We start from the raw sequence: 25,590 nt of genomic DNA, 5'->3' as shown, positions 1-25,590 counted from the left end.
CATGTATAAGCTGAAAAGAATACTGGGTAGCAGCATCAAGTATGCCGCGCTTCTACTAGGTGCGTTCATTGCACTGCTGCCGATTGTCGTCATTTTGTTTGCATCTTTGAAGACGAAGGCTGAATATGCGGCAACCAGTCCTCTGACTCCCCCCGTAAACTGGCTGAATTGGGCTAACTATACCAAAGCCTTTATTAACGGAAATATGCTGACCGGATTTGTGAACACAGCTTTTATCCTGTTGATTTCGATCATCGGAGCTACGTTGACCGGTTCCATGATCGCGTATATTTTGAACCGTTTTAAATTTAAGGGCAAAAGTCTCATGCTGGGTGCGTTCTTGCTCGCCACGCTCATTCCGGGGGTGACGACACAGGTATCGACATTCCAAATTATCAACAAGCTGGAGTTGTTTAACACGCCTTGGGCGGCGATCTTGCTGTATTTGGGAACGGATATTATTGCGGTGTATATTTTTCTGCAATTTCTGGATTCCATTGCGGTGGCGCTGGATGAATCAGCCATGCTGGACGGGGCCTCCTATCTGACGATCTACTGGCGCATTATCTTGCCCCTGCTGAAGCCTGCCATTGTGACGGTGATCATTATCAAGGGCGTTAATATTTACAACGACTTTTACACCCCGTTCCTGTATATGCCCAAAACAAGCCTTCAGGTCATATCGACGGCGCTATTCAAGTTTAAAGGGCCATATGGCTCGCAATGGGAAGTCATTAGCGCGGGCATTATCATTGCCATTATTCCGACGCTGATTGCGTTTTTATCATTACAAAAATATATCTATAACGGATTCGCGCAGGGTTCGGTGAAATAGAATAACGGCGAAATAGAAAAATGATGAGATCAAGTATCTCGGTGAGAGGAGAATATACGTATGAGTAAATTGAATGTGGATTTGGATGTAGGTAACGTACGAATTGTGGGAGAAAGTCTGTCGAAAATGCCGTGGCAGGATAAGCCGGAAGGTAGCGAGGCTCCGGTGTGGAGGCATAGTGAGAATCCGGTCATTGGGCGGAATCCGGTGCCGGGCATTGCCCGTATTTTCAACAGTGCAGTAGCTCCGTATGAGGGACGGTTTGTAGGGGTATTCCGGGCTGAAACGATTAATGGACGTCCGCATTTGCATCTAGGCTGGAGTGACGACGGGTTGGCTTGGGACATTGAGACAGAACGTCTGCATTTGGTCGATGAGGAAGGAAGCGATTACCAGCCTAATTATGCTTACGATCCGCGTCTGGTCCGCGTGGAGGATACGTATTATATCATCTGGTGCACAGATTTTTACGGTGCAGCGTTGGGAATAGCACAAACGAAGGATTTTAAAAGCTTTGTACGATTGGAAAATCCGTTCCTGCCGTTTAATCGCAATGGTGTGCTGTTGCCCCGCAAGCTAAACGGAAACTTTATGTTGCTATCCCGTCCGAGCGACAGCGGACATACACCGTTTGGCGACATTTTTCTGAGTGAAAGTCCTGACTTGGTCTATTGGGGCAAGCACCGTCATGTCATGAGCAAGGGCGGACAGGGCTGGTGGCAATCGGTAAAGATTGGCGGCGGACCGGCTCCGATTGAGACGACAGAGGGCTGGCTGATGTTCTACCACGGGGTGACAGGCACGTGCAATGGGCTGGTATACAGTATGGGCGTAGCCGTTCTTGACCTGGATGATCCGTCTAAAGTTAAATATCGTTCCTCGAATTTCGTGCTGACCCCGGAGGAATGGTACGAAGAACGGGGTTTTGTGCCGAATGTGGTGTTCCCGTGTGCTACGCTGCATGATGCGGACACCGGGCGGATTGCGATTTATTATGGAGCCGCTGACACGTATGTAGGTATTGCATACACGACAGTGTCTGACATTATGAAGTATGTCATCGCAACGGATGAAGTGGTCGCAGACGACCGTGAGTCAGGTCGGATGTAGGAGGAACTTGAATGCCGGAGGATATGTCTTTACAGCAATTGCAGTCGTATATGGGGAGTAACCCGAAGCCGCCGGATTTTGACGCATACTGGGAACGGGCATTACAGGAGATGGAGCGGCAGCCGCTTGATTATACACTGGAGCCTGCTGATTTTGTCTCTCCGATGGTGGAGTGTTACCATCTATATTTTACTGGAGTGGGCGGAGCAAAGGTTCATGGGAAGCTGGCTCGTCCCAAGCACCTTACGGAACAAGGGCCAGCTTTGGCCTTGTTTCATGGATATTCCTGCGACAGTGGCGACTGGTTCGACAAGGTAAGCTATGCGGCACACGGATTCACTGTGCTGGCCATGGATTGCCGGGGGCAAGGTGGGCTGTCCGAGGACAATTTGCAGGTTCAGGGAACGACGGTACGCGGCCATATCATCCGAGGGATTGACGACCCGGACCCGGATCGGTTGTATTACCGCAATGTATTTTTGGATACCGTGCAGACGGTGCGCATTCTGATGTCTATGGAGCAGGTCGACCCTGAACGGATCGGCGCATTTGGCTGCTCCCAGGGAGGGGCCCTGACGGTTGCCTGCGCTGCATTGGAGCCGCGTGTCCGTATGGCAGTTCCGGTATATCCGTTTCTGTCGGACTATAAAAGAGCCTGGATGCTGGATGCCACTACATCTGCATATGAAGAACTGGTTTATTATTTTCGTTGGTTTGATCCGAACCATCTGCGCGAGGAGGAGCTCTTTCACCGACTAGGCTACATCGATATTCAACATTTGGCAGATCGTATTCGTGGTCGTGTGTTGTTTGTGACAGGACTGTCGGACATCATCTGTCCGCCTTCCACGCAGTTTGCGGTGTACAATAAAATCGTATCAGACAAGGAAATACTCCTGTATCACGAATACGGTCATGAGTACCTACCTTATCTGTCGGATCGTGCTATGAGCGAATTTTTGCGGCTGTAGGGGGTTGAACTTAGCCACAGGCTCCTTTATAGTAATAGCTATAACCTTCGTGAATGCGTAATAAATGAATGCCCCATTTGTATAACCTCAATAATATGGTTTGAGGGTCTCTACCAGGAACCGATAAATCCTGATTACAAAAAGTGTACGTCTTGTACATTTCTTGTGGTCAGGATTTTTTTGCGTAATACGAGGGAATTTACATGACAGCAAAGGAGCTAATGTAATGAACTTCAAAGTAGTTATTTTAACGATTGCGACCTTTACGGTGGGGCTGGTGGAGCTGATTATCGGTGGCGTGCTACCCCAAATTGCACAGGATTTGAATGTCTCCGTAAGCACGGCAGGACAGCTTATCATGATCTATGCGCTCGTGTATGCTATTGCTGGGCCAACTTTGTTGGCGTTGACAGCCAAAATTGAACGAAAACGACTGTACCTGTGGTCGATGTTTATCTTTATTCTGGGAAGTCTGCTGGCCTTCTGGAGTCCGAATTATGCAGTCTTGTTTGTATCTCGTATCATTACCGCTGCAAGCGGGTCGCTGATCGTGACATTGTCACTGACCATTGCAGTCAAAGTGGTGTCCAAGGCTTATCAGGCCCGTGTCCTTGGTGTCATCTCCATGGGGGTTAGCTCCTCCATCGTTCTAGGTATTCCAGCCGGGGTGCTGATTGGAAATGCGTTTGGCTGGCGGGTGCTTTTCCTGATCATTGCTTTGTTGACGGTCGTTGCTATGATCGTTATCAACTTGTTTATGGAGCGGATTCCGACAGAACATGTTGTACCTATGCGTGATCAGTTGAAATCCTTAAAAAATGTTAAAGTCATCAGTGCTCATTTGGTAACCACGCTGACACTGGCGGGCCATTACACGTTATATGCGTATTTCACTCCGTTTTTAGAAAATATGATGGGCTTGAACGCTTCTTGGGTTAGTGTGGCCTATTTTGTCTTTGGGATGGCGGCAGTGAGCGGTGGTTTTATTGGCGGCTCTTTGGCAGATCGGTTCGGCACAGCGAAAAGTATTCTAGTCGTCGTAGGCGTGTTTATCGCCGTGATGTTCTTGCTGCCATTCTCAATTCACTCGATTTATGTATTTGCGCCACTACTGATTATCTGGGGCATACTGAGTTGGGCCTTGTCGCCCCCGATGCAAAGTTATCTTATTGAACATGCACCCGAATCGGGTAGTATTCAGCAAAGCTTTAATTTCTCCGCGCTCCAGGTCGGGATCGCTCTCGGTTCTGCCTTGGGAGGAGTAGTGATTGAGAATAGTGAATCTGTTGCCACGAACGCTTGGGTAGGTGGGGCATTTGTGATTGTTGCTTTTGTCTGCGGCGTATTTTCGATTACCAGAGCCGGGACTTCGCAGGCTGTCAGAGGACACCACTCTGTTTCATAATTCGCTGGACCATCGTCCTCTTTCATAATACGAGCAAACATGTTATACTAACACACAATTATGAAGAAGGAGGTGAGGTAGGTGAATCACGAGATGCTGAACAACCGTATTAGCCAGCTGCCGATTGCTATGGCTGGCATTGTTCATGCTTTTCCATCCAACGGGAGAAGTCTGTCCAATTTTAATCATACGGTTGTAAACATCGCGAGAAGACGCCTACCTTAACTCGAACGGATTTCTGTATCTTCCGAAGAGTCGCGGGGTTGCTCCTGCGGCTCTTTTTTGTGTTACCTGGGTAAGGGTCTTCCTAAATAAAGGAGAGCCTGAACATGTATATAGTAAACGGTCAACAATTGAAAAAATACCACGCTGCCAATCTGATTTTGGATGGTGCATCGTTTGATATCCATACGGGAGAAAAGGTGGGGCTCATCGGCCGCAACGGAAGCGGTAAAACCACCCTATTACGCCTAATCGCACGTTTGTCCCGCCCGGATGAAGGGCAGCTCGTCATCGCCAAGGATACGAAAATCGGCTATTTACCGCAAATTCCGGCGGAGTTTGAGAGCTTCACCGTGTACGAAACGCTGGCTTACGCCTATCGTGAGCTGAAGGATTGCCGCAATCAGATGACCACACTGGAACGGGAAATGTCAGATCCGGTTGTGGCAGCGGATGCGAGCCTTCTGGAGAAGCTACTGCAATCGTATGCTGCCTTGCAGGAACGGTTTGAACGCAATGGCGGCTATGAAATGGATGCAAACATTGACCAGGTAGCGGATGGGTTGCGTATCCCCAAAGGTATGTATACGCGCAGCTTCGGCTCGCTGTCGGGTGGAGAGAAAACAAAAATAGCGCTGGCATCACAACTCATCGGACGACCGGATTTGCTGCTGCTGGATGAGCCGACCAACCATCTGGATTTGAAAGGGCTGGAATGGCTGGAGCAATTTTTGCAGGGCTATACAGGTGCGTGTGTGGTTGTATCCCATGATCGTTATTTTCTGGATCGGGTCGCCGTTAAAATGATTGAGCTTGAGGATGGCGAGGCGTTTACGTATTATACGAACTACAGCGGCTATGTTAAAGAAAAGGAAGAACGATTGCTACTACAATTTGAAGATTATAAGGAACAGCAAAAGCGGATCAAAAAGATGAAAGAGGCCATTCGGCGTTTTGAAGAGTGGGGTCGCAATGGCGACAACGAAAAGTTTTTCAAAAAAGCAGCCTCCATTCGTAAGGCGTTGGAGCGCATGGAACTGGTGAAGCGGCCTGTATTGGACCCGCAGGGGGCGGAATTTCACCTAAAGCTGGAGGATCGTTCCGGTCGCCGGGTACTGCAGTTTGAAGAAATTGTTAAAGCCTATGGAGAGCGACAGATATTAAACGGGGCAACGGGCAGCCTGGAATTCGGTGAAAAGGTGGCCTTGCTGGGCGATAACGGTTCAGGCAAAACGACACTGCTCAAGCTGCTGCTTGGTCAGGAAAGCGCGGATGCAGGCACGGTCCAGTGGGGTGCGCGTGTGGAGTATGGATATTTGGCGCAGCAAGAGAGAGAACGGAATAGCCGGGCGACTGTGCTTGCTTACTTCAAGGAGGAAGCAGGGGTGGAAGAAGGCGAGGCACGCGGGTTGCTAGCGAAGTATTTGTTTTACGGTGCTGATGTGTTTAAGCCCGTGAGTATGCTGTCCGGTGGCGAATGGTCCCGCTTGCGGCTGGCGTTGCTGGTCATGAAAAAGCCAAATTTGTTGGTGCTGGATGAGCCGACGAACCATCTGGACATTGACTCACGCGAGGCGCTGGAGGAAGCGTTAGACACCTACACGGGAACGGTGCTGGCGATTTCACATGACCGCTACTTTGTGAATAAGCTGGCAGGGCGCGTGTGGGAGCTGGAGGCTGGAAAGCTGACCTTTTATCTGGGCAGCTTTGATGAGTACCGAGCGAAGAAGCGGGAGATGGAAAACGCTCGTCTACAGAGCGAGGGGGGTACCGGGACGCGCCCGACATCTGCAAGCAGAGCCGCATCCGGTGGCGGCTCAGGCTCGGGCTCAGTTGCACATTCCGGTGCAGCGAGCAATGGCACGGGGCCGGCTGCGCATACGGGAGCGACTGCGGGAGCCGATGCGAGCCGTACACGCTCAAATCGCTTGGGCTCGCCCGCTGCCGGGTCTGGGGCACGCGGAGCGAAGGCTGCGAAGCCATCACGTACGCCCGCTGCATCCAGCGAGCGGTTGGAGCGGGCCATCGCGGCCAAAGAAGCAGAATTGGCGACAGCGGATGCCGAGCTGGAGCTGCTCGGCACAAACGGCGACACGATCCACATGGCGGAGCTGTGGGATGCGCGTGAGCGGCTGCAAGCCGAGCTGGACACGTTGCTCGGCGAGTGGGTTGAACTGGAGTAGGTGACAGGCTAGTAGTTACTGGATAGAAAACAGTTTATTTTATATAGAGGGTAGCCCTGAGGTAGATCGTTTACTGAAGGGCTACCTTTTTTTGCAGTGTAAAGACAAAAATATCATCACGAAAATTAATGACCATTAATTAAGATAAATGGTATTGATGTATTATTGTTATTATATTTTACATATAAAGAGAGTTGTTTGCATTTCGCAACATGTGATACTTTTTAAATTGAATAAATAATATGAGTCATTGTTAAAAGAAGTTTATGTTATCCATCATGATTTTACATATCAAATGCACGCGTTGGAACATGTTGTGATTTGTTATGGATGGAGGGAATAGTATGTCGGACTTCTTACTGGAGGTCAGTCAGGTAACGAAGAAAATGGGGAAAAGGTATTTGTTAGACCGTGTTTCCTTTAAGCTTCAGAAAGGGAAGATATATGGATTCATCGGACCTAATGGAGCTGGCAAAACCACAATGATGCGAATCATGACCGGATTAATGCAGCCAACCAGCGGCTCTGTAAAGATAGCTTCATACGATGTACAGACGGATCGGGAAAAGGCGCTGTCCAAGGTGGGGGCTATTATTGAATCTCCAGTCTTTTTTGATTATATGACAGGCAGACAGGTTTTGCGCAATTTGTCACGGTTACACTCTGAGATTGCGCCCTCAGATCGGGAGATACATATTAAAGAATTGTTGGAACGGGTGGGGCTGGAAAATCGTGGGGATGATAAGGTCAAAACCTATTCGCTGGGGATGAAACAACGGCTTGGTATAGCCCAATCTATGTTGGGTAACCCTGAGCTATTGTTGCTTGATGAGCCTTCCAATGGTCTCGATCCTATGGGAATGCGGGAGCTGAGAGATATCGTGCTTCAGCTACGTGATTCAGCGAATTATGCCTTTTTTATCTCCAGTCATCTGTTGGATGAACTGCAACAGATGTGTGACGAACTCATTGTTATCAAAGAGGGCAGGCTAGTTTGGCAGGGACCTGCTGATCAACTAGTAGAGGACGGCCAACGGCTAGAGGATGCTTTCATGGGATTGATGGGACTATGAAATCATTAATATACAGTGAGTTCGATCGCTTATGGAGACGAAAGTGGTTCTGGCTCATGGTGTTATGTACGCCGCTGCTCGCTTGTTCGACAGGAGTATATTTTTTGCGCACGATGAAGGTTCCTGTTGAGGTATTATCTTTAAACTTTGTCGTTACTGGTCTACGTGAGAATTTGTTTTTAGTATGCAACATAGCTGTAGCTGCTTTAGCGGCTGCTGTATACACAGAGGAATTTCGAAGCGGGCAACTGCGGTTGTTATTTATGCGCCGATTTACCCGCGGGCAAATTTTCTGGAGTAAGCTGCTGGTTTTAAATGCTACTATTTTGTTTCTTCTCATTGTATTTGCAGTATCATCGCAGGTGATCGTTGAAGTATGGACTCTTTCATATGATGTAAGTGATGCGGGGTTGTCCGAATCTCAAGGACTGCAGATGCTTAAATACTATGGTTGGGCGCTTGCCTCATTATTGGCAATAAGCTCCTTCTATTGTTTCGTCGCTATGTATAGCAAAAGTGTAACGTATGCCATCGGTGTTTGTATGGTATACAATCTGGGCTCTCTGTTGTTTGATTCATTATATTTAAAACTGGCCTCTTTTGTTTCTCATATCCCATACCTATACAATGTGATCGCATTTATGATTATTCCATATATGCAGCATACAGGATTAGATAGGTCCTTAATGGGCAATTCGTCTGTGAATGGGGCGATTATCACCGTTGTTAGTCTATATCTTATCTTGTTTACTTGGGGCGCATACCGCCGTTTTGTGACTGATGATTATCTGTATTAGGGGGATTTCCTCATGCTGGCAATCTGGCGAAGTGAAATGGAACGAATTTGGAATCGCAAATCCACTCTCTTATTATATATAACCTATATATTCATCGTGGTTGCAATTATATGGAGCCATAAAGTAACGGGTACGAAGGTCTTACGTTTTGGTGAAGGAACTGTGGTCGTAAATAATCTGAACCTGCCGTGGCTGATGATGAGTGAGGTTGCCTTATTTCTAGTTACAGCAATCCTGCCCATTCTGTACGTGGATCAGTTAAGCGGCGATCTCTATTCTGGAGCATATAGGCTATATATGCTACGACCGTATCGACGTTTTCATTTTTGGCTTGCCAAGTTGCTCGCACTATCAGCCTCAACGGCCATTTTTATGGGGACAAGCTTGCTTATAGGTGTATTCGCTGGATGGTTGTTTTTCCCACACAGCTCTACTTTTTTTAAATATGGTTCATCCGTCGCCTCTTCCCCATCAGATGCCGTACCCTACATACTTTCGTTTTATTTGGTATTAACGCTGGTTTGCTTGGTAAAGCTCATGTTGAGTAGCGCTGTATGTTTGTTCATGTCACGGCCACTGTTTGCTTATATAGTGATTCTTATCTTATCCGTATTTCTCTTTGAGTTGTTTAGGCCCCTCATTATGTTAATGGACCCATTTCAGCAAATAATGCTTGCTTTAAGAGTAGACAGTTCTTTTAATTTTTGGATGTGTGCAGGTGGATTGATTCTGGTAAGTATCATTATTAGTTTTACACGATGGGAAAAAAAGATTGTTTAGAAATAAGACTTGTAACCTGAACATCATAAAAGTAAAAGAAAGATCCAACCGACCGTTTGAGGGTCAATTGGATCTTTTTTAACATTGGTTCCTCCTGTTATCAGATTGTTGTAGCAGTATCGTTTCTTTTCCATAAGGGACGGGTATTAATTGTCTAGTCCCGCATAGATTGACATAGGGGAAAAGGAGGTATGAGCATGTGGTGTTGGGTCAAAAAGCTGTCTACACTGGCGGCGATCCTTTTATTGGCTTTTTTTGTAAGCGCATGCAACAAGGACGATGCTTCGGGTAAGGTGAAAATTGAATTTTTTCAAAACAAGCCGGAGGCCAAGGGTTCATTCGATAAGCTAATCTCTCAATTCAATCAGGAACATCCCGGTATTGAAGTGACACAGGTCAACCCGCCAGAGGCAGAGACTGTGTTATTGACCCGGGTTGTCAAAAACGATGTACCTGACATTGTAGGGCTTGGGGCCACCGATACCTACTCCATTTTGGCACAAAGTGGTATTTTTACGGACCTGGCGAATACAGAATTGCCACGTACGATTGACCCGATTTACCTCAAAATGCTTAAGGATGTAACCGGGGTCGATCCCGTGTATGGAATTCCTTATGCTGCGAATGCGAATGGTGTGATGTATAACAAAACGCTTTTTAAGGAAATGGGATTACGGGTACCCAAAACGTGGGATGAGCTGATTGCAACGGCGCAAAAGATCAAGGCTGCTGGAAAAATCCCGTTCTATTTTACATATAAAGATGATTGGCAAACGAACCTCCCCTTTAATGCGCTGGGCCCGAATCTGGTGGGCATTGATTTTTTCCTGCAACGGCGTGAAAATCAGGTCACCTTTCAGGACAAGTACCGCGAGGTTGCTGAAAAGCAGCTGGAGCTATTGAAATACGGACATGGCGATAATTTTGGCAAAAACTATGCCGACGGTAATCGTGCCTTCGCTAACGGGCAGGGATTGATGTACATTCAGGGCTCGTGGGCCATATCTGAAATTCGCAAAGCTAACCCGAAAGTGGAGCTTGGTTTTTTCCCATTACCAACAGGGAATGACGAAAAGGCGGTCAAACTGGTGTCCGGTATAGATACGCTATTAGCCGTATCGGAGAGCACTCCGCATAAAAAGGAAGCCGAGGAGTTCATTGCCTTCTTGTTGAAGCCGGAGAACAGCAAGCAATACATTACAGAGCAAACGCTGTTTTCGGCGGTGAAGGGAGTCACGCAGGATGATCCGAGTGTGGCAGAGCTGTTGCCGTATTTTAAATCGGGTCGCGTCGTTGATTTTGCCGATCACTATATTCCCAAGGCGGTCCAATTGAATTCGATTGTGCAGGCCTTCCTGCAAAACAGAGACATCGACGCTTATCTGGCCAAGCTGGACCGAGAATGGGATAAGGTAGCTAACCGCCGATAGGAGAGGAGGAGGAGACATGAATAAGCGACTAACGACTTTTTACTGGATGACGGTGCCGGCGGTGCTATTGTTTTTTGTGTTTTTGACCTTGCCTGCCTTGCAGGGCTTTTATTATTCGCTTACGAACTGGAATGGCTTTGGTCATCAGTATCACTTTGTCGGGTTTAAGAACTATATTAATTTGTTTCAGGACGACAATGTGGGGAACGCATACTGGTTTACTTTCAAATTTGCGATTGTGGTTACCATTGCGACTAATATCCTTAGTTTGCTGATTGCGCTAGGGCTGAATGCTAAAATACGGTTTCGTAACTTTTTCCGCGGTATTTATTTTCTGCCTAATATTTTGAGCGTGCTAATCGTGGGTTACATATTCAATTACTTATTCTCGAACGTGTTTACGATTTGGGGGCAAAATTTAGGTATTACCTCATTGTCGACGAACATTTTGGGCAGCGAACAACTGGCTTGGGTGGGGGTTGTCATCGTAGCTGTATGGCAGGGGATTGCCTTTAATACGATTCTCTATCTGGCCGGGCTGCAAACCATTCCGACAAGTCTGTATGAGGCGTCCAACCTGGACGGTGCGGGTAAATGGCGCGAATTCTGGAGCATTACCTTTCCGTTAATTGCACCGTTTTTCACGATTAATATGGTATTGGCGATGAAAAATTCCCTGATGGTGTTCGATCAAATCGTGGCTTTGACGAATGGCGGGCCGGGACGAGCCACCCAGTCGATTTCCCACCTGATATACACCGGGGGATTTAGAGGCGGAGAATTTGCTTATCAGTCGGCTAACTCTGTTATTTACTTTATTGTGATCGCGATCATTTCCATCTTACAGCTGCGATTCCTCCAGAGAAGGGAGATGGATAACTGATGAAAACAAGCAGACGTACCAACTGGCCTGTGCTGCTTCTGGTAGCGTTGGGGACAATATTTATCCTGTTTCCCCTCTATATGACGGTAACGATAGCACTTAAAAATCCCGAACAGATGGCGCATTCCGCCTTTGCCTTTCCGACCGAGCTGCATTGGGAAAATTTTAGTCGTGCAGTAGAAATGACCAACTTCTTCAGCGCTTTTCAGAACAGTGTGATGGTCACGACATCGACGGTCATATTGACTTTGCTAACCAATTCGATGGTCGCTTATGCGATTGCCCGTAATATGCAGCGACGCTTTTTTAAGGGATTATATTTTTACTTTGTGAGCGCCATGTTTATACCCTTCCCGATCATCATGCTGCCGATTGTAAAACTGGCCTCGGGCCTTCATATGACTAATCTGTTGGGTCTCATTATGCTGCATACGGTGTATGGTTTGGCGTTTAATGTTTTCGTGTATGTTGGTTATATTCGCTCCATTCCGGTGGCATTGGAAGAGGCGGCCACGGTAGATGGTGCGACGACATGGGGTACTTTTTGGCGCATTATATTCCCGCTGATGGCGCCGATTAGTGCTACGGTGGGAATTCTCACTTGTCTGTCCACCTATAACGACTTCCTGCTGCCGCTCATTATTATTAGCGATGCAGAGCAATATACGCTACCGCTCGTTCAGTATGTGTTCCAGGGGCAGTTCAATACCGACTTTAATTTGGCCTTTGCCTCGTATCTAATGGCCTTGCTGCCGATGATTATTGTCTATCTGATTGCACAAAAATGGATTATCAATGGCGTTACGCAAGGTTCTGTGAAGTAGGGCGTGAGTCAATCGTTTCAGGCAGACTGTGCTTTCCTAGGAAAATAAAAAGGGGTTCCCTATACCGCAGTTCACACAGGTATAGAGGACCCTCTTTTTATAGCATTGCTATTTGGATGCTTTGCTGTTGCTTGTCAGAGGCTGTAAGGGTACGGTTGTCTCTGCTTCCGGGTCGTCCGTTGTATAGTAGAACATATAGATAGAAGCTTCCTTCCCTTTGAAGTTCTTGTAGACATCCACTGCCTTGTTATTGCCATCTCCGGCGAAATTGGCTGTGATCGGCTTGCCGATAATCCGTTCTTTATCCAGGCCAATATGTGTCTGGTTAATCCCTCCAAAGTGAGCGTCCTCGCTTTCGGTTTCTACGAATAAGTCTGATCCCTGTTTGTAGTAGGTCCACTTCACAGGATAGCCACCGATTTGCGTCGTTAGCGTCTGCTTTTGCTCAGAAATATCAGTTAAACGCTGTGGCGTTTTGTCGTCCGAATGGGTCGTAACCTTGTATTTGCCTGTAAAAGTAATAGGACTATCCTTGGTAATCACAAGATTGGACGGCCGTTCAAAACGGATTGTGTTCAGATCGTGTTCCTGATCAGGTGAAGACCAACGACTACCTTCTAATGTTGTGCCGTTCACAGAAAGAAAGTACTTTTGATAAGGTAACATGGCGAATTTCTTTTCGCTTCTGATTGTGACACGGATTTGTGTAGGTGTGACAATCATTTGTTCTAGCGTAAAATTCGGATTGCCGTTCTCCAATGGAGTGTTCAGCACGCTTTTAATCGTCCCACTTTCCATTTTCTTCTTGCTTAGCTGCAGATCAAAGTTTATGGGTTCATGTATACTTTTCTCAGTTTGTGCATATTGCAGTTTGAAAGCAGTCTGTCCTTCCGGTATATCTGCTTTAGTAAAATATTGTTGTGCGGTATACTCCCCGTTATCTCCGGGTTTGCCAAAAGCCCCTCCAGGCTGCGACATCACTGGCTCGCCGCCTCTGTAAGCAACAATTTGCGGATTATCCCATCTCTTGGGTATCGACGAATCGAAGGTAATTGCCGAGGACAGCATCAGCTTATCCTTCCCTTGTTCAAATACCTGCACTTTCATATCTTGTAAGCCATTACGATCCAGCTTGAACGTCTGCATCTGAGACGATGTGATATCGAGCGGCAATTCCAGTTCTTGAACGCTGGTGAGCTCAATATGATCTACGTTCAGCCGCACGTTCTCTGTTTCTTGCTGCGGTGTCCAATCACTTTCAAAGTACCCGTTGTACCGTTGATTTTTCGGGTCCCATTGCTGAAAGTTATATTCCCCTGCACTGCTTTCCCCCGCGGCACTTTTTAGCGATACGCCTTTGACATTCCAAAACTCGTTTTCTGCTCGTTTTCCGACCTCCAAGCTGTACAGAATCACGGTCCGGTTCTCATCGACAATAGCGGTATGTAGCGTCAGCTTCACTCCGTCTCTGGTTACGGATTGCTCCAAGGGCTGTCCAAGGTCTTGATTTAATGCTGTCTGGATGCCACTTCTTCCGCGTAGCAGATTGTCCCAGTTGTAGTGGATGGCGGCATAGACAGGAACTGCAACCAGAAGTGCGCTTAGAGAGGCGGCAATAGCTATTTTGCGCCAGTTTCTGTGTCGGTGGGGAGTGAATGAATCGGAAGTGTCGGTTAGCGTAGGGGCAGTATGTCCTGTCTGTTCCATCCGGTTCCACATCTCACCGAAGTCAGGATAGGCCATTTCCGAATCATCATTTAACTTGCGCTTCAATGCCTTTTCTATGTTGTTCATAGTTCTCTCCTTCCATCTCGGGAATTTGTACCCCTGCATCCCGCAATATTTGCTCCAATAACTTTAGTCCTTTGTGAGTCCTCGATTTGACGGTTCCTAGCGGAATTTCTAGCAGTTTGGATATTTCCGCCAGCGTGAAATCATGCATATAGCGGAGTGTCAGCACAGCGCGGATTTTGGCCGGAAGGCGATTCATATAAACGGCCCATTCCTCTGCCGATTCGCGTTCTTCCACCAGCCTGTCTACAGGTTTACCTTCCGCCCCGCTAAATAGATAGGGATTAGCCGATACCTTCAAATGCAGGCTTTTCTGGCGTTTAAGGTAATTCAGACAATGATTGACCGTAATCTTCATAATCCAAGCTTTTAGTTGTTCGATCTGTTCACGATTGCTGCGAAACAGGATGATAAACACTTCCTGCGTTAAATCCTCTGCATCCGATGCATTATGTACCATGTAGTAGCAGGTTCGGTATACATCTCGTTGATACAAATCAAACAACTCTCGATTGCTCTCCAATGATGTGCTCTCCTTTCTCGTGCAGTTTATCTATATAACAACTGAGGTTCTCAAAAGGTTCATTTGGTTGCGAAAAGTAAACCGTCTGCTTCAAATGTACCACACAAAAAAAGAAGCCTGTAAATCTCAAAACTGCAGATTTACAGGCTTCTTACATGTTCCTAAGCTAGACCCTAAGGGATGACACTTCTTCACGCGAAAACCGTCAATGGATAGCTTGCGGACCTACTCCGCTTAGTCAACCAGTCGTACTAGCGTTCTTCCTTGTGAGCGAGCTGCAAGGATGTCTTCGAGCGCGCTTGGCAGGTCAGCCAATCCGACTTCGCGCTCAACGAGCTGCTCCAGCTGTTCCGGCTTCCATTCGCTGCCGAGCCGCTTCCAGATCGCTACGCGAGTGTCGTATGGGCAGAAGACAGAGTCTATGCCCAGCAGACTTACGCCGCGCAAAATAAACGGCAGCACCGTCGTAGGCAGCTTGGTGCCTGCCGTCAGGCCGCTCACGGCAACGGAGCCGTTGTAGGCGATCTGGCTGAGCAGCGAAGCGAGCGGCTTTCCGCCTACAGGATCAACAGCCGCTTGCCAAAGCTGCTTGCCCAGCGGGCGGATGCTCTCCGCACCGTCGTAGACCTCCTCGCGGGAAATAACCTCGGCTGCTCCGAGCGCCTTGAGGTAATCGAGCGCATCGGCCTTGCCACTGCTGGCTACGACATGGTAGCCTCTCTTGTTCAGCAAGGCAATGGCTGCCCCGCCTACGCCGCCCGTCGCTCCGGTGACGAGTACCTTGCCCTGCTCGGGAGTAACGCCGTTTTGTTCCAGTCGATATAACGACAGGGCTGCGGTGAATCCGGCTGTCCCGAAAATCATTGCCTCTCTCGGCGTGAGTCCGTTCGGAAGTGGAACCACCCAGTCCGCAGGCACACGTGCATATTGGCTGAATCCCCCGAATTGAGACACACCCAGCCCATATCCGGTAACGAGCACCGCTTGTCCTTCGCTAAAGCGGCTGTCCTCCGAAGAGACGACGGTTCCCGAGCAATCTATGCCTGGTACGAACGGATAGGCTTTGACAATATTGCCATCCTTGCGGGCAGCAAGCCCATCTTTATAATTGATGCTGGAATAAGCGACACGAATCAATACTTCTCCAGCAGGTAAACTGCTAGCTTCCAGAGAACGTACCTCTGCTTGAACTTCACCGTCCTGTGTCTGATCGACGACAAGAGCTTGAAATGATTGAGTCATCTGTAAAAGCCTCCTTTATTACCTTTTAACTCTATGAATGTCCTATATATTCCATATTTAATTCACAAATTATGCTTAGGAAGCATACAACAATCTTCACAACCTGTCAGCGGCAATGCTCACAGGCTCGTATTCTATTATACTCTTTAGCTCATAATTGCGTCGAAAAGACCAGACTACTGATATATTCTTGCAATATCCTGTTTCAATAAAGTTCGATAATCAATTATAAAGAGGGTGATAAATGAATTCTTACGCATTTTGCAAATCATTTTACGTAAACGGGATGTATTTTCAGAATGACTGTGCTAACATACCTTTTGATCGTTAAATAAATCTATGAAGAAAGGTGAATGAATGACAACCAGAGCACTAAAAAAAGGTTCGGTATTGTCCGAAGCTAAGGAACTGAATTTGTTCCGTTTAACATGGCCTATTTTCCTTGAATTGTTTCTGTTTATGCTAATGGGGAGCGTCGACACATTCATGATCAGTTCTGTATCTGATAATGCGGTGTCGGGTGTGGGCGCGTCCAATCAAATTATTTCAATTGCTATCCTTGTACTGGAGGTTATCGGCAACGGCGCTGCTATCGTCGTAGCTCAATATATCGGTTCTAAGAAACTAGTCGAAGCGGCCCAGGTTACAGGTACGGCCATTACGTTGAATTTGATGGTAGGTCTTTTGCTTAGCGTAATTTTTCTCGTATTTGGTACGCACATGTTGCAATGGCTGAATGTCCAGGGTGAGATTCTGGCTTACGCGGAGTCTTATATGAGCATCGTCGGAGGTGCCATTTTTCTTCAAGCATTGATTAATGCGCTGGCGGCGACTATTCGTACACATGGTTTTACCAAAGAAACAATGTATGTATCGGTTTTTATGAACGTGATCCACGTGGTCGGCAACTATGTTTTGATTTTTGGGCATTGGGGAATGCCTGCACTTGGAGTAGAGGGTGCTGCTATTTCTACAGTAGGTAGCCGCTTTATTTGTCTCCTGATCTTCTTCTGGCTGATGTACCGGGTCACTGAGGTTCGTGTTGAGTGGAAATATTACGTCCAATTGTCCAAAAAGTTCATCTCTAAAATATTGCGTATTGGTGTACCATCCGCGCTGGAGTCCATTATGTATCAGTCGTGTCAGCTCATCTTCACACTGTACGTGACTTATCTGGGCGCAGAAGCAATGGCGACACGTCAATATGCGAATAATATTTCAAGCTATATTTACTTGTTCAGTATGGCAGTCGGTATGGGTACGGCTATTGTGGTAGGAAGACTCGTGGGAGCCAGACAGAAGGATACTGCCTATAAACGTGTACTGACCAGTGTGAAATGGGCGTTGCTCGTGACCGTGATTATTGATGCGGTGGTCATCTTTTTCCGTGTTCCCTTGCTTGGTTTGTTCACGGAAAACCCTGAAATTATTCGTTTGGGAGCGCAGGTCATTTTACTTAGCATTCTGCTAGAAACTGGTCGGACCACGAATATCGTCATTATTAACTCGTTGCGTGCTGCTGGAGATGCAAAGTTCCCGGTCTTTATGGGTCTGATCTCCATGGTTTGCATGAGCTTGCCGCTTGGTTATCTGCTTGTGTTCAAGCTGGACATGGGGCTCGCCGGCGTGTGGCTGGCGATTGCTGCTGATGAATGGACTCGTGCTGTCATCATGTATGCCCGCTGGAAAAGCCGGTTATGGGAAAAGCATGCGCTGGTCGAGCACGATACACCAGATCAGTCTGCAACGCCCGTTCCGGCACATTGATGTCGAGCAGCATTTAGGGCCAGCTGGAGCCTAGCTTTTCGATAGAGTTGTGTACGCGGAGGCAGTTCAAGAGAACATCTTGAACTGCCTCTTTTTGCTGCTGAAGAACCATACTTCTACACGGGGGCACGATAGGCAACTTTGAAGTTCGACTTATATCATAATGGCATTCATAAATAGAAGTATGGTAAATTTACTAAAAAAAAGATATACTTTTGTTGCACTAACGCAGTACATGAAAGACAAGGAGTGTACCGATGAAGAAGCCGACGATTGAAGATGTTGCCCAGAAAGCAGGAGTGTCTAAAAGCACTGTCTCGCAATTTCTGAACAAACGATATAAATATATGAGCGACCAGACCAGAGACCGGATTGCCGAGGTTATTCAAGAGCTGAACTATCAGCCTAACGGGCTGGCCCGCAGCTTGAAGCAAAACCGGACGTTTATGGTGGGGGTCATTGTAGCCAACATTGACTATACCCTTTCGATCCAGTCTATCCGTGCGATTGAGGAGGAATTGCAGCGTTTTGGCATTCAGGTGATCATTTGCAACGCCGATGAAAATCCAGACAAGGAGAGCCAGTATATTGAGATGCTCAAGGCTCGGCAGGTGGACGGCCTGATCATCTTCCCGACAGGCAAGCATGCAGATATTTACAACCAACTCATTCGTGAAAAGTATCCGTTAGTATTTTTGGACCGTTTGGTAGATGGGGTAAATACGCGCAGCCTGCTACTGGATAACGAAATGGCGATTAAGCTGGCGATTCAGGAACTTGTGGCTCACAAGCATGAGCGAATTGCGCTGATTACTTTGCCCCTTGGCTTGAATCGGATTACTCCACGAGTGGAACGGCTCAGCGGATACAAAAAGGCGCTGGAGGAGCATGGCTTGCCATCTCGTGAAGAATATATGCACAGTGTGCCGAGAGAAGAAATCCAGCAGACGCTGAAGGAGCTGTTCCAACTACCGGAGCCGCCGACTGCGCTGTTGGCCGGGAATGATATCGTGTTGGCTGAGGTGTTGAAGTATGTGAATGCCCGCCGTATACGTATTCCGGCAGAGCTGTCCATTATCGGGATTGACGATGCGGAGTTTGCCCATATTTACAATCCGCCGATTACGACCATTACACAACCGATTGCGGATATGGGGAAGCAGGCGGCAAAAACACTGCTGTCCAGCATTGAGGAAGGCGGCGAATCGGTTCCGATTATTTACCGATTTGTGCCGGATATCAATCGGGGAGAATCCGTCAAAACGCTGTAACGAGCAATGTGTCATATATTAGAAAAATAGCCCGTATTCCTTTGTACGATCTGAGTATGCGTATGCTGCTCAGATCGTACAAACGCGAATACGGGCTATTGGAAGTTAAGGCTGACTTTGGATTCGGCCTTGTTGAGCTTGCGCTTATAGCGGTGAAGGTTATGCGGGGAATAAACCCGGACTAATTCGTGCTGGCACTGAGCAAAAAGGATTCCAGCTCGGCTCGTGTCGGATAGCCGTCCATATCTCCGGCTGACATGACGGCCAGTGCGCCGAGGGCATTCCCGCGTTTGACTGCTTCTGCCAGGGGCAAGCCCTCCAGCAGCGCGCTGATAACGCCTGCGGCAAATCCGTCACCGGCACCGACGGTATCCACGACATGCTCTACGCGGAAGCGTTTGACGTATCCCTCAGCATCTGCGGATTTGTAATATGCGCCTTCGGTTCCCAGCTTGATGATGACCAGCGAGGTGCCGCGATCGAGGTAGAACGAAGCTATATCCTCCGGTGAGGTGTAGCCTGTTAATATTTTACCTTCATGAATGCCGGGTAGAAGCCAGTCGCACCCCTCAGATGCCTCATTAATCGCCTCCACCATCGTTTTCGTGTCAGGCCATAACTTAGGTCTGAGGTTCGGATCAAAGGATACGGTTTTGCCAGCCTTTTTCATAAATTGCCGCGCATGACGTGCGAAATCACGGCACTCAGGGGAGAGGGCGACAGAAATACCTGTAAAATGCAGATGGCGAGCTCCGGAAAAGTAAGCCTCGTTAAAATCAGCGATGCTTAATGTAGAAGCGGCGGAATGTTTGCGGAAATATTCCACCTCGGGGTCCCCACTTGTAACTTTGGATTTAATCAGCATCCCGGTAGAGTGGTCTTTGGTAAACATGACGTTCTGTGTGTCGATCCCTTCCTGACGTAGCGCACTGGCAATGAATTTGCCGAACGTATCCTCGCCGAGTTTAGTCACGAGTCCCGCCCGTAGACCCAAACGCGCCAAACCGGCTGAAACATTCGTCTCTGCCCCGGCCAACGCTTTGGTGAATGAACGCACCTCATCCAGAGAGCCTGCTTCATTGGCATAAAACATGGCCATCGGTTCTCCGAAGGTAACAGCATCCAATGTTGCGGTCATTTGTATTCCTCCTTATGTTTAGTAAACTTAATCTGTAAGCGCATGCACCAACTGAATAAATTGAAATTATCACATAAATCGGTTTTTCACAATGATGAAGTTGATATATTGGCTAAAAACTTTTTAGGTAATACAGATAAAAAAATGTGGTTTTGTTTATCAAAAGGTAAAAAGTGTGTGAAACTTCGTATGTACTAAGGGTTTTTCTAGGAATGGTGAAGTTTTGGGTTGACACCCTCTTAGATAATTATTACAATTCTAGCTAAGAAGTAGAGTTAGAAACCGCTTTTATAACAATTCCGTTGATAAAAAAGTTTATCTAAACAGGAGGAATGTTTTTATGGAAATGCGTTATTCAACTCATCCCGAACATGCCAAGCATTTTACGACTGAAGAGTTGCGTCAGCACTATTTGATCCAGGAACTGTTTGTACCTGAGGAGGTAAAGCTGGTCTATACGCATGAAGATCGTGTCATTATCGGGGGCATTTATCCCGTGAATAAATCTGTTGCGCTGGAAGGTAACGATCAAATCAAAGCAGAAACTTTCCTGGAGCGCCGCGAACTGGGCATTTTTAATGTCGGCGGCAGCGGTACGGTCAAGGTGGACGGTGAAACTTACGAGCTGGCCACAAAAGACTGTCTCTATGTAGGCAGAGGGGGCAAGGAGTTGATCTTTGAAAGCGATTCCAGTGAAAAGCCTGCGAAATTTTATATCGTTTCGGCCCTGGCTCATACCACGTATCCGACGACGAAGCAGTCTTTTGCCGATGTACCGTCTGAAAGTCTGGGTTCGCAGGAAACAGCCAACAACCGTACGTTGCGTCGCTTTATCCATGATGAAGGCATTCAAAGTTGCCAATTGGTTATGGGGATGACGACGTTGGAGAACGGCAGTGTGTGGAACTCCATGCCGACACATGTTCATGACCGTCGTATGGAAGTGTATTTCTACTTTGAACTGGATGAGAATGCGAGAATGTTCCACCTGATGGGTGAACCGAACGAAACGCGCCATCTGGTGATGAAAAATGATGAAGCCGTTATTTCTCCACCTTGGTCTATCCACTGCGGTGCGGCTACGGGTAGCTATACCTTCATTTGGGGCATGGCCGGTGAAAATAAAACATACAAAGACATGGACCAGGTTGCCATGAGCGAGTTGCGTTAATCCAATTAGTGTATTGGGGCGTGAACCTGCAAGTGGCTGAGGGTACATGGTCATCCCATTCGTGGAAAGGATCAGGAACATGACGAAAAAGAAAGTTTTGGAACATATCACTTCAGTAGGTGTCGTCGCAGTCATTCGGGGAAACACGGCGGAGGAAGCATATCTAATGTCTAAAGCCTGCATTGAAGGCGGCTTGGATAATATTGAGCTTACGTTTACGACGCCGGATGCGGATCAGGTCATTCGAAGATTGAGAGACGAATTTAAGGATCGGGCAGTGATTGGTGCAGGAACGGTACTGGAGTCACTGACGGCAAGAATTGCTATTCTAGCCGGAGCAGAGTTTGTCGTGAGTCCTTCTTTTGAAGAAGAAACAGCGAAGCTATGCAATTTGTACGCGATTCCTTATATGCCCGGCTGTATGACGCTGAATGAGATCAAGGAAGCCATGAAATTGGGTAGCGATGTCGTGAAGTTGTTCCCAGGCAGTGCAATGGGGGCGGACTTTGTGAAGGCTGTCAGAGGTCCAATGCCTCATGTACAGATTATGCCAACTGGTGGCGTTGATCTGGACAATATGGAAACCTGGCTGCGTAACGGATGTGTAGCCGTGGGAATTGGGGGTAATTTGACGGCTCCAGCCAAGGAAGGTCGCTACGACTTGATCACAGAAAATGCAGCACGTTATGTAGCTAAATATAAGGAAGTACGCGCAGCGCTATAGGCTTCAGGAATTATAGGTTTTTATACTAATTTGTGATGGAGGCGTAGGCATGGGTCTGGACAATTTTTCATTGGATTTTTTCAGTCTAAAAGGTAAAACGGCGATTGTAACAGGAGGCAACACTGGTTTGGGTCAAGGATATTCCGTAGCTTTGGCCAAAGCAGGTGCAAATCTGTTCATTGTAGCTAACAATGATGAATATGAAGAAACAAGACGTTTGCTGGAGCCAACGGGTGTGAAGGTTGCCTTTTATCAGGCTGATCTGACAGAGAAAGAATCCATTAAAAAAATTGTAGAAGAATGCGTCAATGAATTCGGTAAAATTGATATCCTTGTAAACAATGCAGGTACGATTCGTCGCGCCCCTCTGCTGGAGTATAAAGATGAGGATTGGGACGCTGTCATGGAGATTAACCTGAATGCCGTATATCACCTGAGCCAGGAAGTGGCAAAGGTGATGGTAGAGCAAAAAAGCGGGAAGATTATCAATGTCGCTTCTATGCTTGCTTTTCAGGGTGGCAAGTTCGTTCCACCGTATACAGCGAGCAAGCATGCGGTAGCTGGTTTGACCAAGGCATTTGCGAATGAGCTGGCAGTTCATAACGTTCAGATTAATGCGATTGCGCCGGGTTATATTGCTACGGCAAATACAGCTCCAATCCGTGCGGATGAAAGTCGTAATCAAGAAATCTTGTCGCGTATTCCTGCGGGTCGTTGGGGCGATCCGTCTGATTTGATGGGAGTTGTGGTTTTCCTCGCCAGTCAGGGTTCCGACTACATGAACGGTCATATCTTGGCGGTGGATGGCGGCTGGCTGGTACGTTAAGCAGCGCTGGTCGCATCGAAGTTTATGAACTGAAAGCTGCCTCAAAAGGAAACTATCCTTTCAGGCAGCTTTTGTTTTTTTAATGAAGCTATATGCTGAACTTGAAGACTTGGAGCGCTGTATCGATCCGTCCTATGCATATGTCACGAATGCCTTTATAATTTAATGAGATAAAAATTGCTAGGCTCCAGCCGTACACTTGGTTGGAGCCTTTGAGCATAACACAGATAGATTGGAGAATGGAGAGATGAGTTCACAGCAACATCAACGAGCTTTGGTATACAAATCTTTGTGGCATGCCGGTCCTTGGGTGCTTGCCGTAGGGATCATTTTGGTAGGTGCCAATCTGCGCGCCTCGATTACCTCGGTAGGACCTCTTATCGGTTTGATTAAGGATTCTTTGCATATTTCGAATACACTGAGTGGCCTATTAACGACATTGCCGCTGCTGGCTTTTGCCCTGTTGTCGCCTTTTGTAGCCAAACTGTCGCGCCGCTTCGGGTCGTCTCTTATTATTTTTGCAGCCTTGCTGCTATTGACCGCAGGTATTGTGGTGCGCTCAACGCTGGGGGTGACCGCATTATTTGTCGGGACCGCCATGCTGGGACTGGCTATTGCCGTGTGTAATGTGTTGCTGCCCAGTCTGATCAAAGAGGAGTTTCCTCGCAACAGCGGACTGATGACCGGCGTATACTCAGTATCTATGAACGTGGTCGCTGCAACAGCATCCGGGCTGAGTATACCGCTGGCTTTGAATGGAGGTATGGGCTGGCGAGGTGCTTTGGGAATATGGGCGATTGTGGGTGTCGTAGGTATTTTACTCTGGGTGCCCCAACTCCTTAAGGCCCGCAAAACAGCCAATAAAGCGGCAGTGTCTGCCCGAACTGTGAATGTATATACATCGTCTTTGGCTTGGAAGGTGACGCTGTTTATGGGGCTGCAATCTGCCTTGTTCTATGTTCCTGCCGCTTGGTTTCCCGAAATGATGAGCGGACAGGGAATGGATTCAGAGACTGCGGGATGGATGCTGTCCGTGCTGCAGTTTTCGCAAATGCCATTTACTTTTATTGTGCCTATTTGGGCAGCGCGGGTGAAGGATCAGCGGGTATTGGTTCTAATTATGGCTGCGCTGTATTTTATCGGTTTGGGTGGATTTCTGCTTGGGGCTACACAGTGGAGTGTGATTTGGGTCATTTGTATCGGTATAGCGGGTGGTTTTGCTTTCCCGTTAGTGATGATGTTCTTTAATTTGCGGACGCGGACACCGCAGCAGGCAGCAGAGCTGTCTGGTATGGCACAATCCTTTGGTTATTTGCTAGCAGCAACAGGACCGACGCTGTTCGGTTATCTGCATGATGCGACGCAAGGCTGGACAATCCCGCTGCTGCTGCTCTTGTGTCTGAGTGTGTTGCTTATGTTTATAGGGCTGGGTGCAGCCAAGAAACGATATGTCGGAGGCGAGGTGGATGATCAGGCTACAATTTGATGCAGATGGCTACAGTGTGGTCTGTAATGCAGATCGTGTTATGTTGTTGGCTAAAGAATTTGCGCTGTTGCGCTTTCTGTACGATAACCGGAATCAGGTGTTCACCCGGGAACAACTGCTGGATCGTGTGTGGCCGCTGGAGTATCCGGTGGAACGTACGGTGGATGATCATATCTACAGATTGCGCAAAAAACTTAAGTCATGGGATGGGCTCCGTATTCATACGGTTAGAGGGTATGGCTACAGCTTGACCTTGACTGACGTGCAGCCACAGAATCATCCGTCCTTGCACGATCAGGAGGTGCAGGACGCTGTACATGGACTATTCCGGAAATACCAGCTATTGGGGCAGGGAAATTCCATCGTAGCGCTGGCTGCCCAGCAGGAGCAGATGGGTTTTCAAATGTCCGCCTTTTATCAAATGTATACCCATTTTGTACAGGCGGATGTGGCTTGGTTCTTGAAGCGGGAGGACTTTGCCCCCGTAGACCGATTGTATTGGATGTTGCTGCTATTTACGGGCACAGCAGGGGTAACGGACGAGGGGATTGCTCTATGTGAGTGTGCGCTTTCCAGCAGGCTGCTGTCCAGTGAACAGGAACGGGAATTACGCATTCTCAACATCTTGGAGGCTTATGTGGAAAATGGAGAACCTGAACGCGCACAGGAAGGTCTACCACTAACCTTGAGGGTAATGGAACGGGATAATCTCGATAAATTTGTGATGCCTGTTGCACTGATGGAGATGTACATGCATCTGGTTTCCGATCATATGGAAAAGGCTGCGGAACTGTCTGATCGTCTGGAAGGCTTGCTGTCGGAGGCTCCGTATTTGCGTGAATTGGGCCGTTATCGCATGATGCGCGGACTTATGCTTTTACGTACTGGAGATGTGAACAACGCCGAGCGGCTCATGGATGAAGGGCTGGACACCCTTGATATGGCTAAACAGGAATTGCTAAAAATCAAGGCGGTCTGCCAAATCCGCGGTTTTTTGAAGCTCTGTGGCACCTATCCCACGCTGGAAGAGAAATATGCGGCTCAATATGATCGGCTTGACCGGGACAACAGTTTAACACTGCATCGTCAGGCGCTAAGGCACTGGTTGGAGCAAACACTTTCTGTCGTCTGATGTTTT

General features: G+C 47.6%; 23 protein-coding genes and 1 riboswitch. Of the genes, 19 read left to right on the top strand and 4 right to left on the bottom strand.

What is annotated here, in order from left to right:
• Window position 1 precedes the first annotated feature (1 nt).
• The 12 genes from MHI21_RS24315 (at window position 2) to MHI21_RS24260 (ending at window position 12,513) form a co-directional block, all read left to right on the top strand.
• On the top strand, window positions 2–835 hold the full coding sequence (locus MHI21_RS24315; RefSeq protein ID WP_025721962.1) for a carbohydrate ABC transporter permease: 834 nt from the start codon (window positions 2–4) through the stop codon (window positions 833–835).
• Window positions 836–895: 60 nt separating this feature from the next.
• Entirely contained in the window at window positions 896–1,945 is a 1,050-nt protein-coding gene (locus tag MHI21_RS24310; RefSeq protein WP_165177988.1) for a glycoside hydrolase family 130 protein, read from the top strand.
• A gap of 11 nt (window positions 1,946–1,956) precedes the next feature.
• The gene (locus MHI21_RS24305) at window positions 1,957–2,916 is read left to right on the top strand and encodes an alpha/beta fold hydrolase (protein WP_341162801.1); all 960 of its coding nucleotides are present in this window, start codon (window positions 1,957–1,959) and stop codon (window positions 2,914–2,916) included.
• Between the two features lie 57 nt (window positions 2,917–2,973).
• A riboswitch (purine riboswitch) is annotated at window positions 2,974–3,073 on the top strand.
• 69 nt (window positions 3,074–3,142) lie between these two features.
• Complete coding sequence (locus tag MHI21_RS24300) at window positions 3,143–4,321, top strand: MFS transporter (RefSeq protein WP_341162802.1); 1,179 nt, start codon at window positions 3,143–3,145, stop codon at window positions 4,319–4,321.
• An 81-nt stretch (window positions 4,322–4,402) separates the two neighbouring features.
• Window positions 4,403–4,546, top strand: coding sequence for an RAxF-45 family protein (locus MHI21_RS24295; protein ID WP_179085895.1), 144 nt, complete (start codon window positions 4,403–4,405; stop codon window positions 4,544–4,546).
• 104 nt (window positions 4,547–4,650) lie between these two features.
• Entirely contained in the window at window positions 4,651–6,726 is a 2,076-nt protein-coding gene (gene abc-f, locus MHI21_RS24290) for an ABC-F type ribosomal protection protein (RefSeq protein WP_342419044.1), read from the top strand.
• 344 nt (window positions 6,727–7,070) lie between these two features.
• Window positions 7,071–7,799 carry an ATP-binding cassette domain-containing protein gene (locus MHI21_RS24285; protein ID WP_342419043.1) on the top strand — a complete coding sequence of 243 codons (729 nt, stop codon included), beginning with the start codon at window positions 7,071–7,073 and terminating at the stop codon, window positions 7,797–7,799.
• On the top strand, window positions 7,796–8,596 hold the full coding sequence (locus MHI21_RS24280; protein ID WP_342419042.1) for an ABC transporter permease: 801 nt from the start codon (window positions 7,796–7,798) through the stop codon (window positions 8,594–8,596). The genes MHI21_RS24285 and MHI21_RS24280 overlap by 4 nt, the downstream gene beginning before the upstream one ends.
• 12 nt (window positions 8,597–8,608) lie before the next feature.
• Window positions 8,609–9,376, top strand: coding sequence for an ABC transporter permease (locus MHI21_RS24275; protein WP_342419041.1), 768 nt, complete (start codon window positions 8,609–8,611; stop codon window positions 9,374–9,376).
• Window positions 9,377–9,573: 197 nt separating this feature from the next.
• Window positions 9,574–10,806, top strand: coding sequence for an extracellular solute-binding protein (locus tag MHI21_RS24270; protein ID WP_342420243.1), 1,233 nt, complete (start codon window positions 9,574–9,576; stop codon window positions 10,804–10,806).
• A 16-nt stretch (window positions 10,807–10,822) separates the two neighbouring features.
• The gene (locus MHI21_RS24265; protein WP_053326352.1) at window positions 10,823–11,689 is read left to right on the top strand and encodes a sugar ABC transporter permease; all 867 of its coding nucleotides are present in this window, start codon (window positions 10,823–10,825) and stop codon (window positions 11,687–11,689) included.
• Window positions 11,689–12,513: a carbohydrate ABC transporter permease gene (locus tag MHI21_RS24260; protein ID WP_023990874.1), complete on the top strand. Its 825-nt coding sequence runs from the start codon at window positions 11,689–11,691 to the stop codon at window positions 12,511–12,513. Before MHI21_RS24265 ends, MHI21_RS24260 begins: the two co-directional genes overlap by 1 nt.
• A gap of 108 nt (window positions 12,514–12,621) precedes the next feature.
• Here the strand turns inward: MHI21_RS24260 and MHI21_RS24255 are convergent, their stop codons facing one another.
• From MHI21_RS24255 to MHI21_RS24245, 3 genes are all read right to left on the bottom strand, one after another.
• Window positions 12,622–14,307 (bottom strand): DUF4179 domain-containing protein, encoded by a 1,686-nt coding sequence (locus MHI21_RS24255; RefSeq protein WP_342419040.1) that lies wholly within the window; start codon window positions 14,305–14,307, stop codon window positions 12,622–12,624.
• The gene (locus tag MHI21_RS24250; RefSeq protein ID WP_025721972.1) at window positions 14,267–14,827 is read right to left on the bottom strand and encodes an RNA polymerase sigma factor; all 561 of its coding nucleotides are present in this window, start codon (window positions 14,825–14,827) and stop codon (window positions 14,267–14,269) included. The genes MHI21_RS24255 and MHI21_RS24250 overlap by 41 nt, the downstream gene beginning before the upstream one ends.
• A gap of 234 nt (window positions 14,828–15,061) precedes the next feature.
• A complete protein-coding gene (locus MHI21_RS24245; protein WP_254349923.1) occupies window positions 15,062–16,069 on the bottom strand; it encodes an acryloyl-CoA reductase in 1,008 nt (335 codons plus the stop codon).
• Window positions 16,070–16,426: 357 nt separating this feature from the next.
• Here MHI21_RS24245 and MHI21_RS24240 point away from each other — a divergent pair, with 357 nt between their 5' ends.
• Both MHI21_RS24240 and MHI21_RS24235 read left to right on the top strand, forming a co-directional pair.
• The gene (locus tag MHI21_RS24240; protein ID WP_023990870.1) at window positions 16,427–17,836 is read left to right on the top strand and encodes an MATE family efflux transporter; all 1,410 of its coding nucleotides are present in this window, start codon (window positions 16,427–16,429) and stop codon (window positions 17,834–17,836) included.
• Between the two features lie 257 nt (window positions 17,837–18,093).
• Window positions 18,094–19,107: a LacI family DNA-binding transcriptional regulator gene (locus MHI21_RS24235; protein ID WP_322158928.1), complete on the top strand. Its 1,014-nt coding sequence runs from the start codon at window positions 18,094–18,096 to the stop codon at window positions 19,105–19,107.
• Window positions 19,108–19,288: 181 nt separating this feature from the next.
• Here MHI21_RS24235 and MHI21_RS24230 read toward each other — a convergent pair whose 3' ends face one another.
• The gene (locus tag MHI21_RS24230) at window positions 19,289–20,245 is read right to left on the bottom strand and encodes a sugar kinase (protein ID WP_254349924.1); all 957 of its coding nucleotides are present in this window, start codon (window positions 20,243–20,245) and stop codon (window positions 19,289–19,291) included.
• A 340-nt stretch (window positions 20,246–20,585) separates the two neighbouring features.
• Between MHI21_RS24230 and kduI the strand changes: the two genes are divergently transcribed.
• The 5 genes from kduI to MHI21_RS24205 all read left to right on the top strand — a co-directional run bounded on the left by kduI (window position 20,586) and on the right by MHI21_RS24205 (window position 25,584).
• Window positions 20,586–21,416 carry a 5-dehydro-4-deoxy-D-glucuronate isomerase gene (gene kduI, locus MHI21_RS24225; protein WP_061831956.1) on the top strand — a complete coding sequence of 277 codons (831 nt, stop codon included), beginning with the start codon at window positions 20,586–20,588 and terminating at the stop codon, window positions 21,414–21,416.
• Between the two features lie 79 nt (window positions 21,417–21,495).
• Window positions 21,496–22,140 (top strand): bifunctional 2-keto-4-hydroxyglutarate aldolase/2-keto-3-deoxy-6-phosphogluconate aldolase, encoded by a 645-nt coding sequence (locus MHI21_RS24220; protein WP_025683172.1) that lies wholly within the window; start codon window positions 21,496–21,498, stop codon window positions 22,138–22,140.
• Between the two features lie 49 nt (window positions 22,141–22,189).
• Complete coding sequence (gene kduD / locus MHI21_RS24215; protein ID WP_061831955.1) at window positions 22,190–22,966, top strand: 2-dehydro-3-deoxy-D-gluconate 5-dehydrogenase KduD; 777 nt, start codon at window positions 22,190–22,192, stop codon at window positions 22,964–22,966.
• Between the two features lie 247 nt (window positions 22,967–23,213).
• On the top strand, window positions 23,214–24,452 hold the full coding sequence (locus tag MHI21_RS24210) for an MFS transporter (RefSeq protein WP_103047280.1): 1,239 nt from the start codon (window positions 23,214–23,216) through the stop codon (window positions 24,450–24,452).
• Window positions 24,433–25,584, top strand: a complete 1,152-nt coding sequence (locus tag MHI21_RS24205; protein ID WP_341162814.1) for a winged helix-turn-helix domain-containing protein — start codon at window positions 24,433–24,435, stop codon at window positions 25,582–25,584. The genes MHI21_RS24210 and MHI21_RS24205 overlap by 20 nt, the downstream gene beginning before the upstream one ends.
• The last annotated feature ends 6 nt before the right edge of the window (window positions 25,585–25,590 follow it).

Origin of the sequence: Paenibacillus sp. FSL H8-0168 (assembly GCF_038592955.1) — a bacterium.
Classification (GTDB): domain Bacteria; phylum Bacillota; class Bacilli; order Paenibacillales; family Paenibacillaceae; genus Paenibacillus; species Paenibacillus polymyxa_B.
This window is presented reverse-complemented; position numbering and strand designations above follow the sequence as displayed.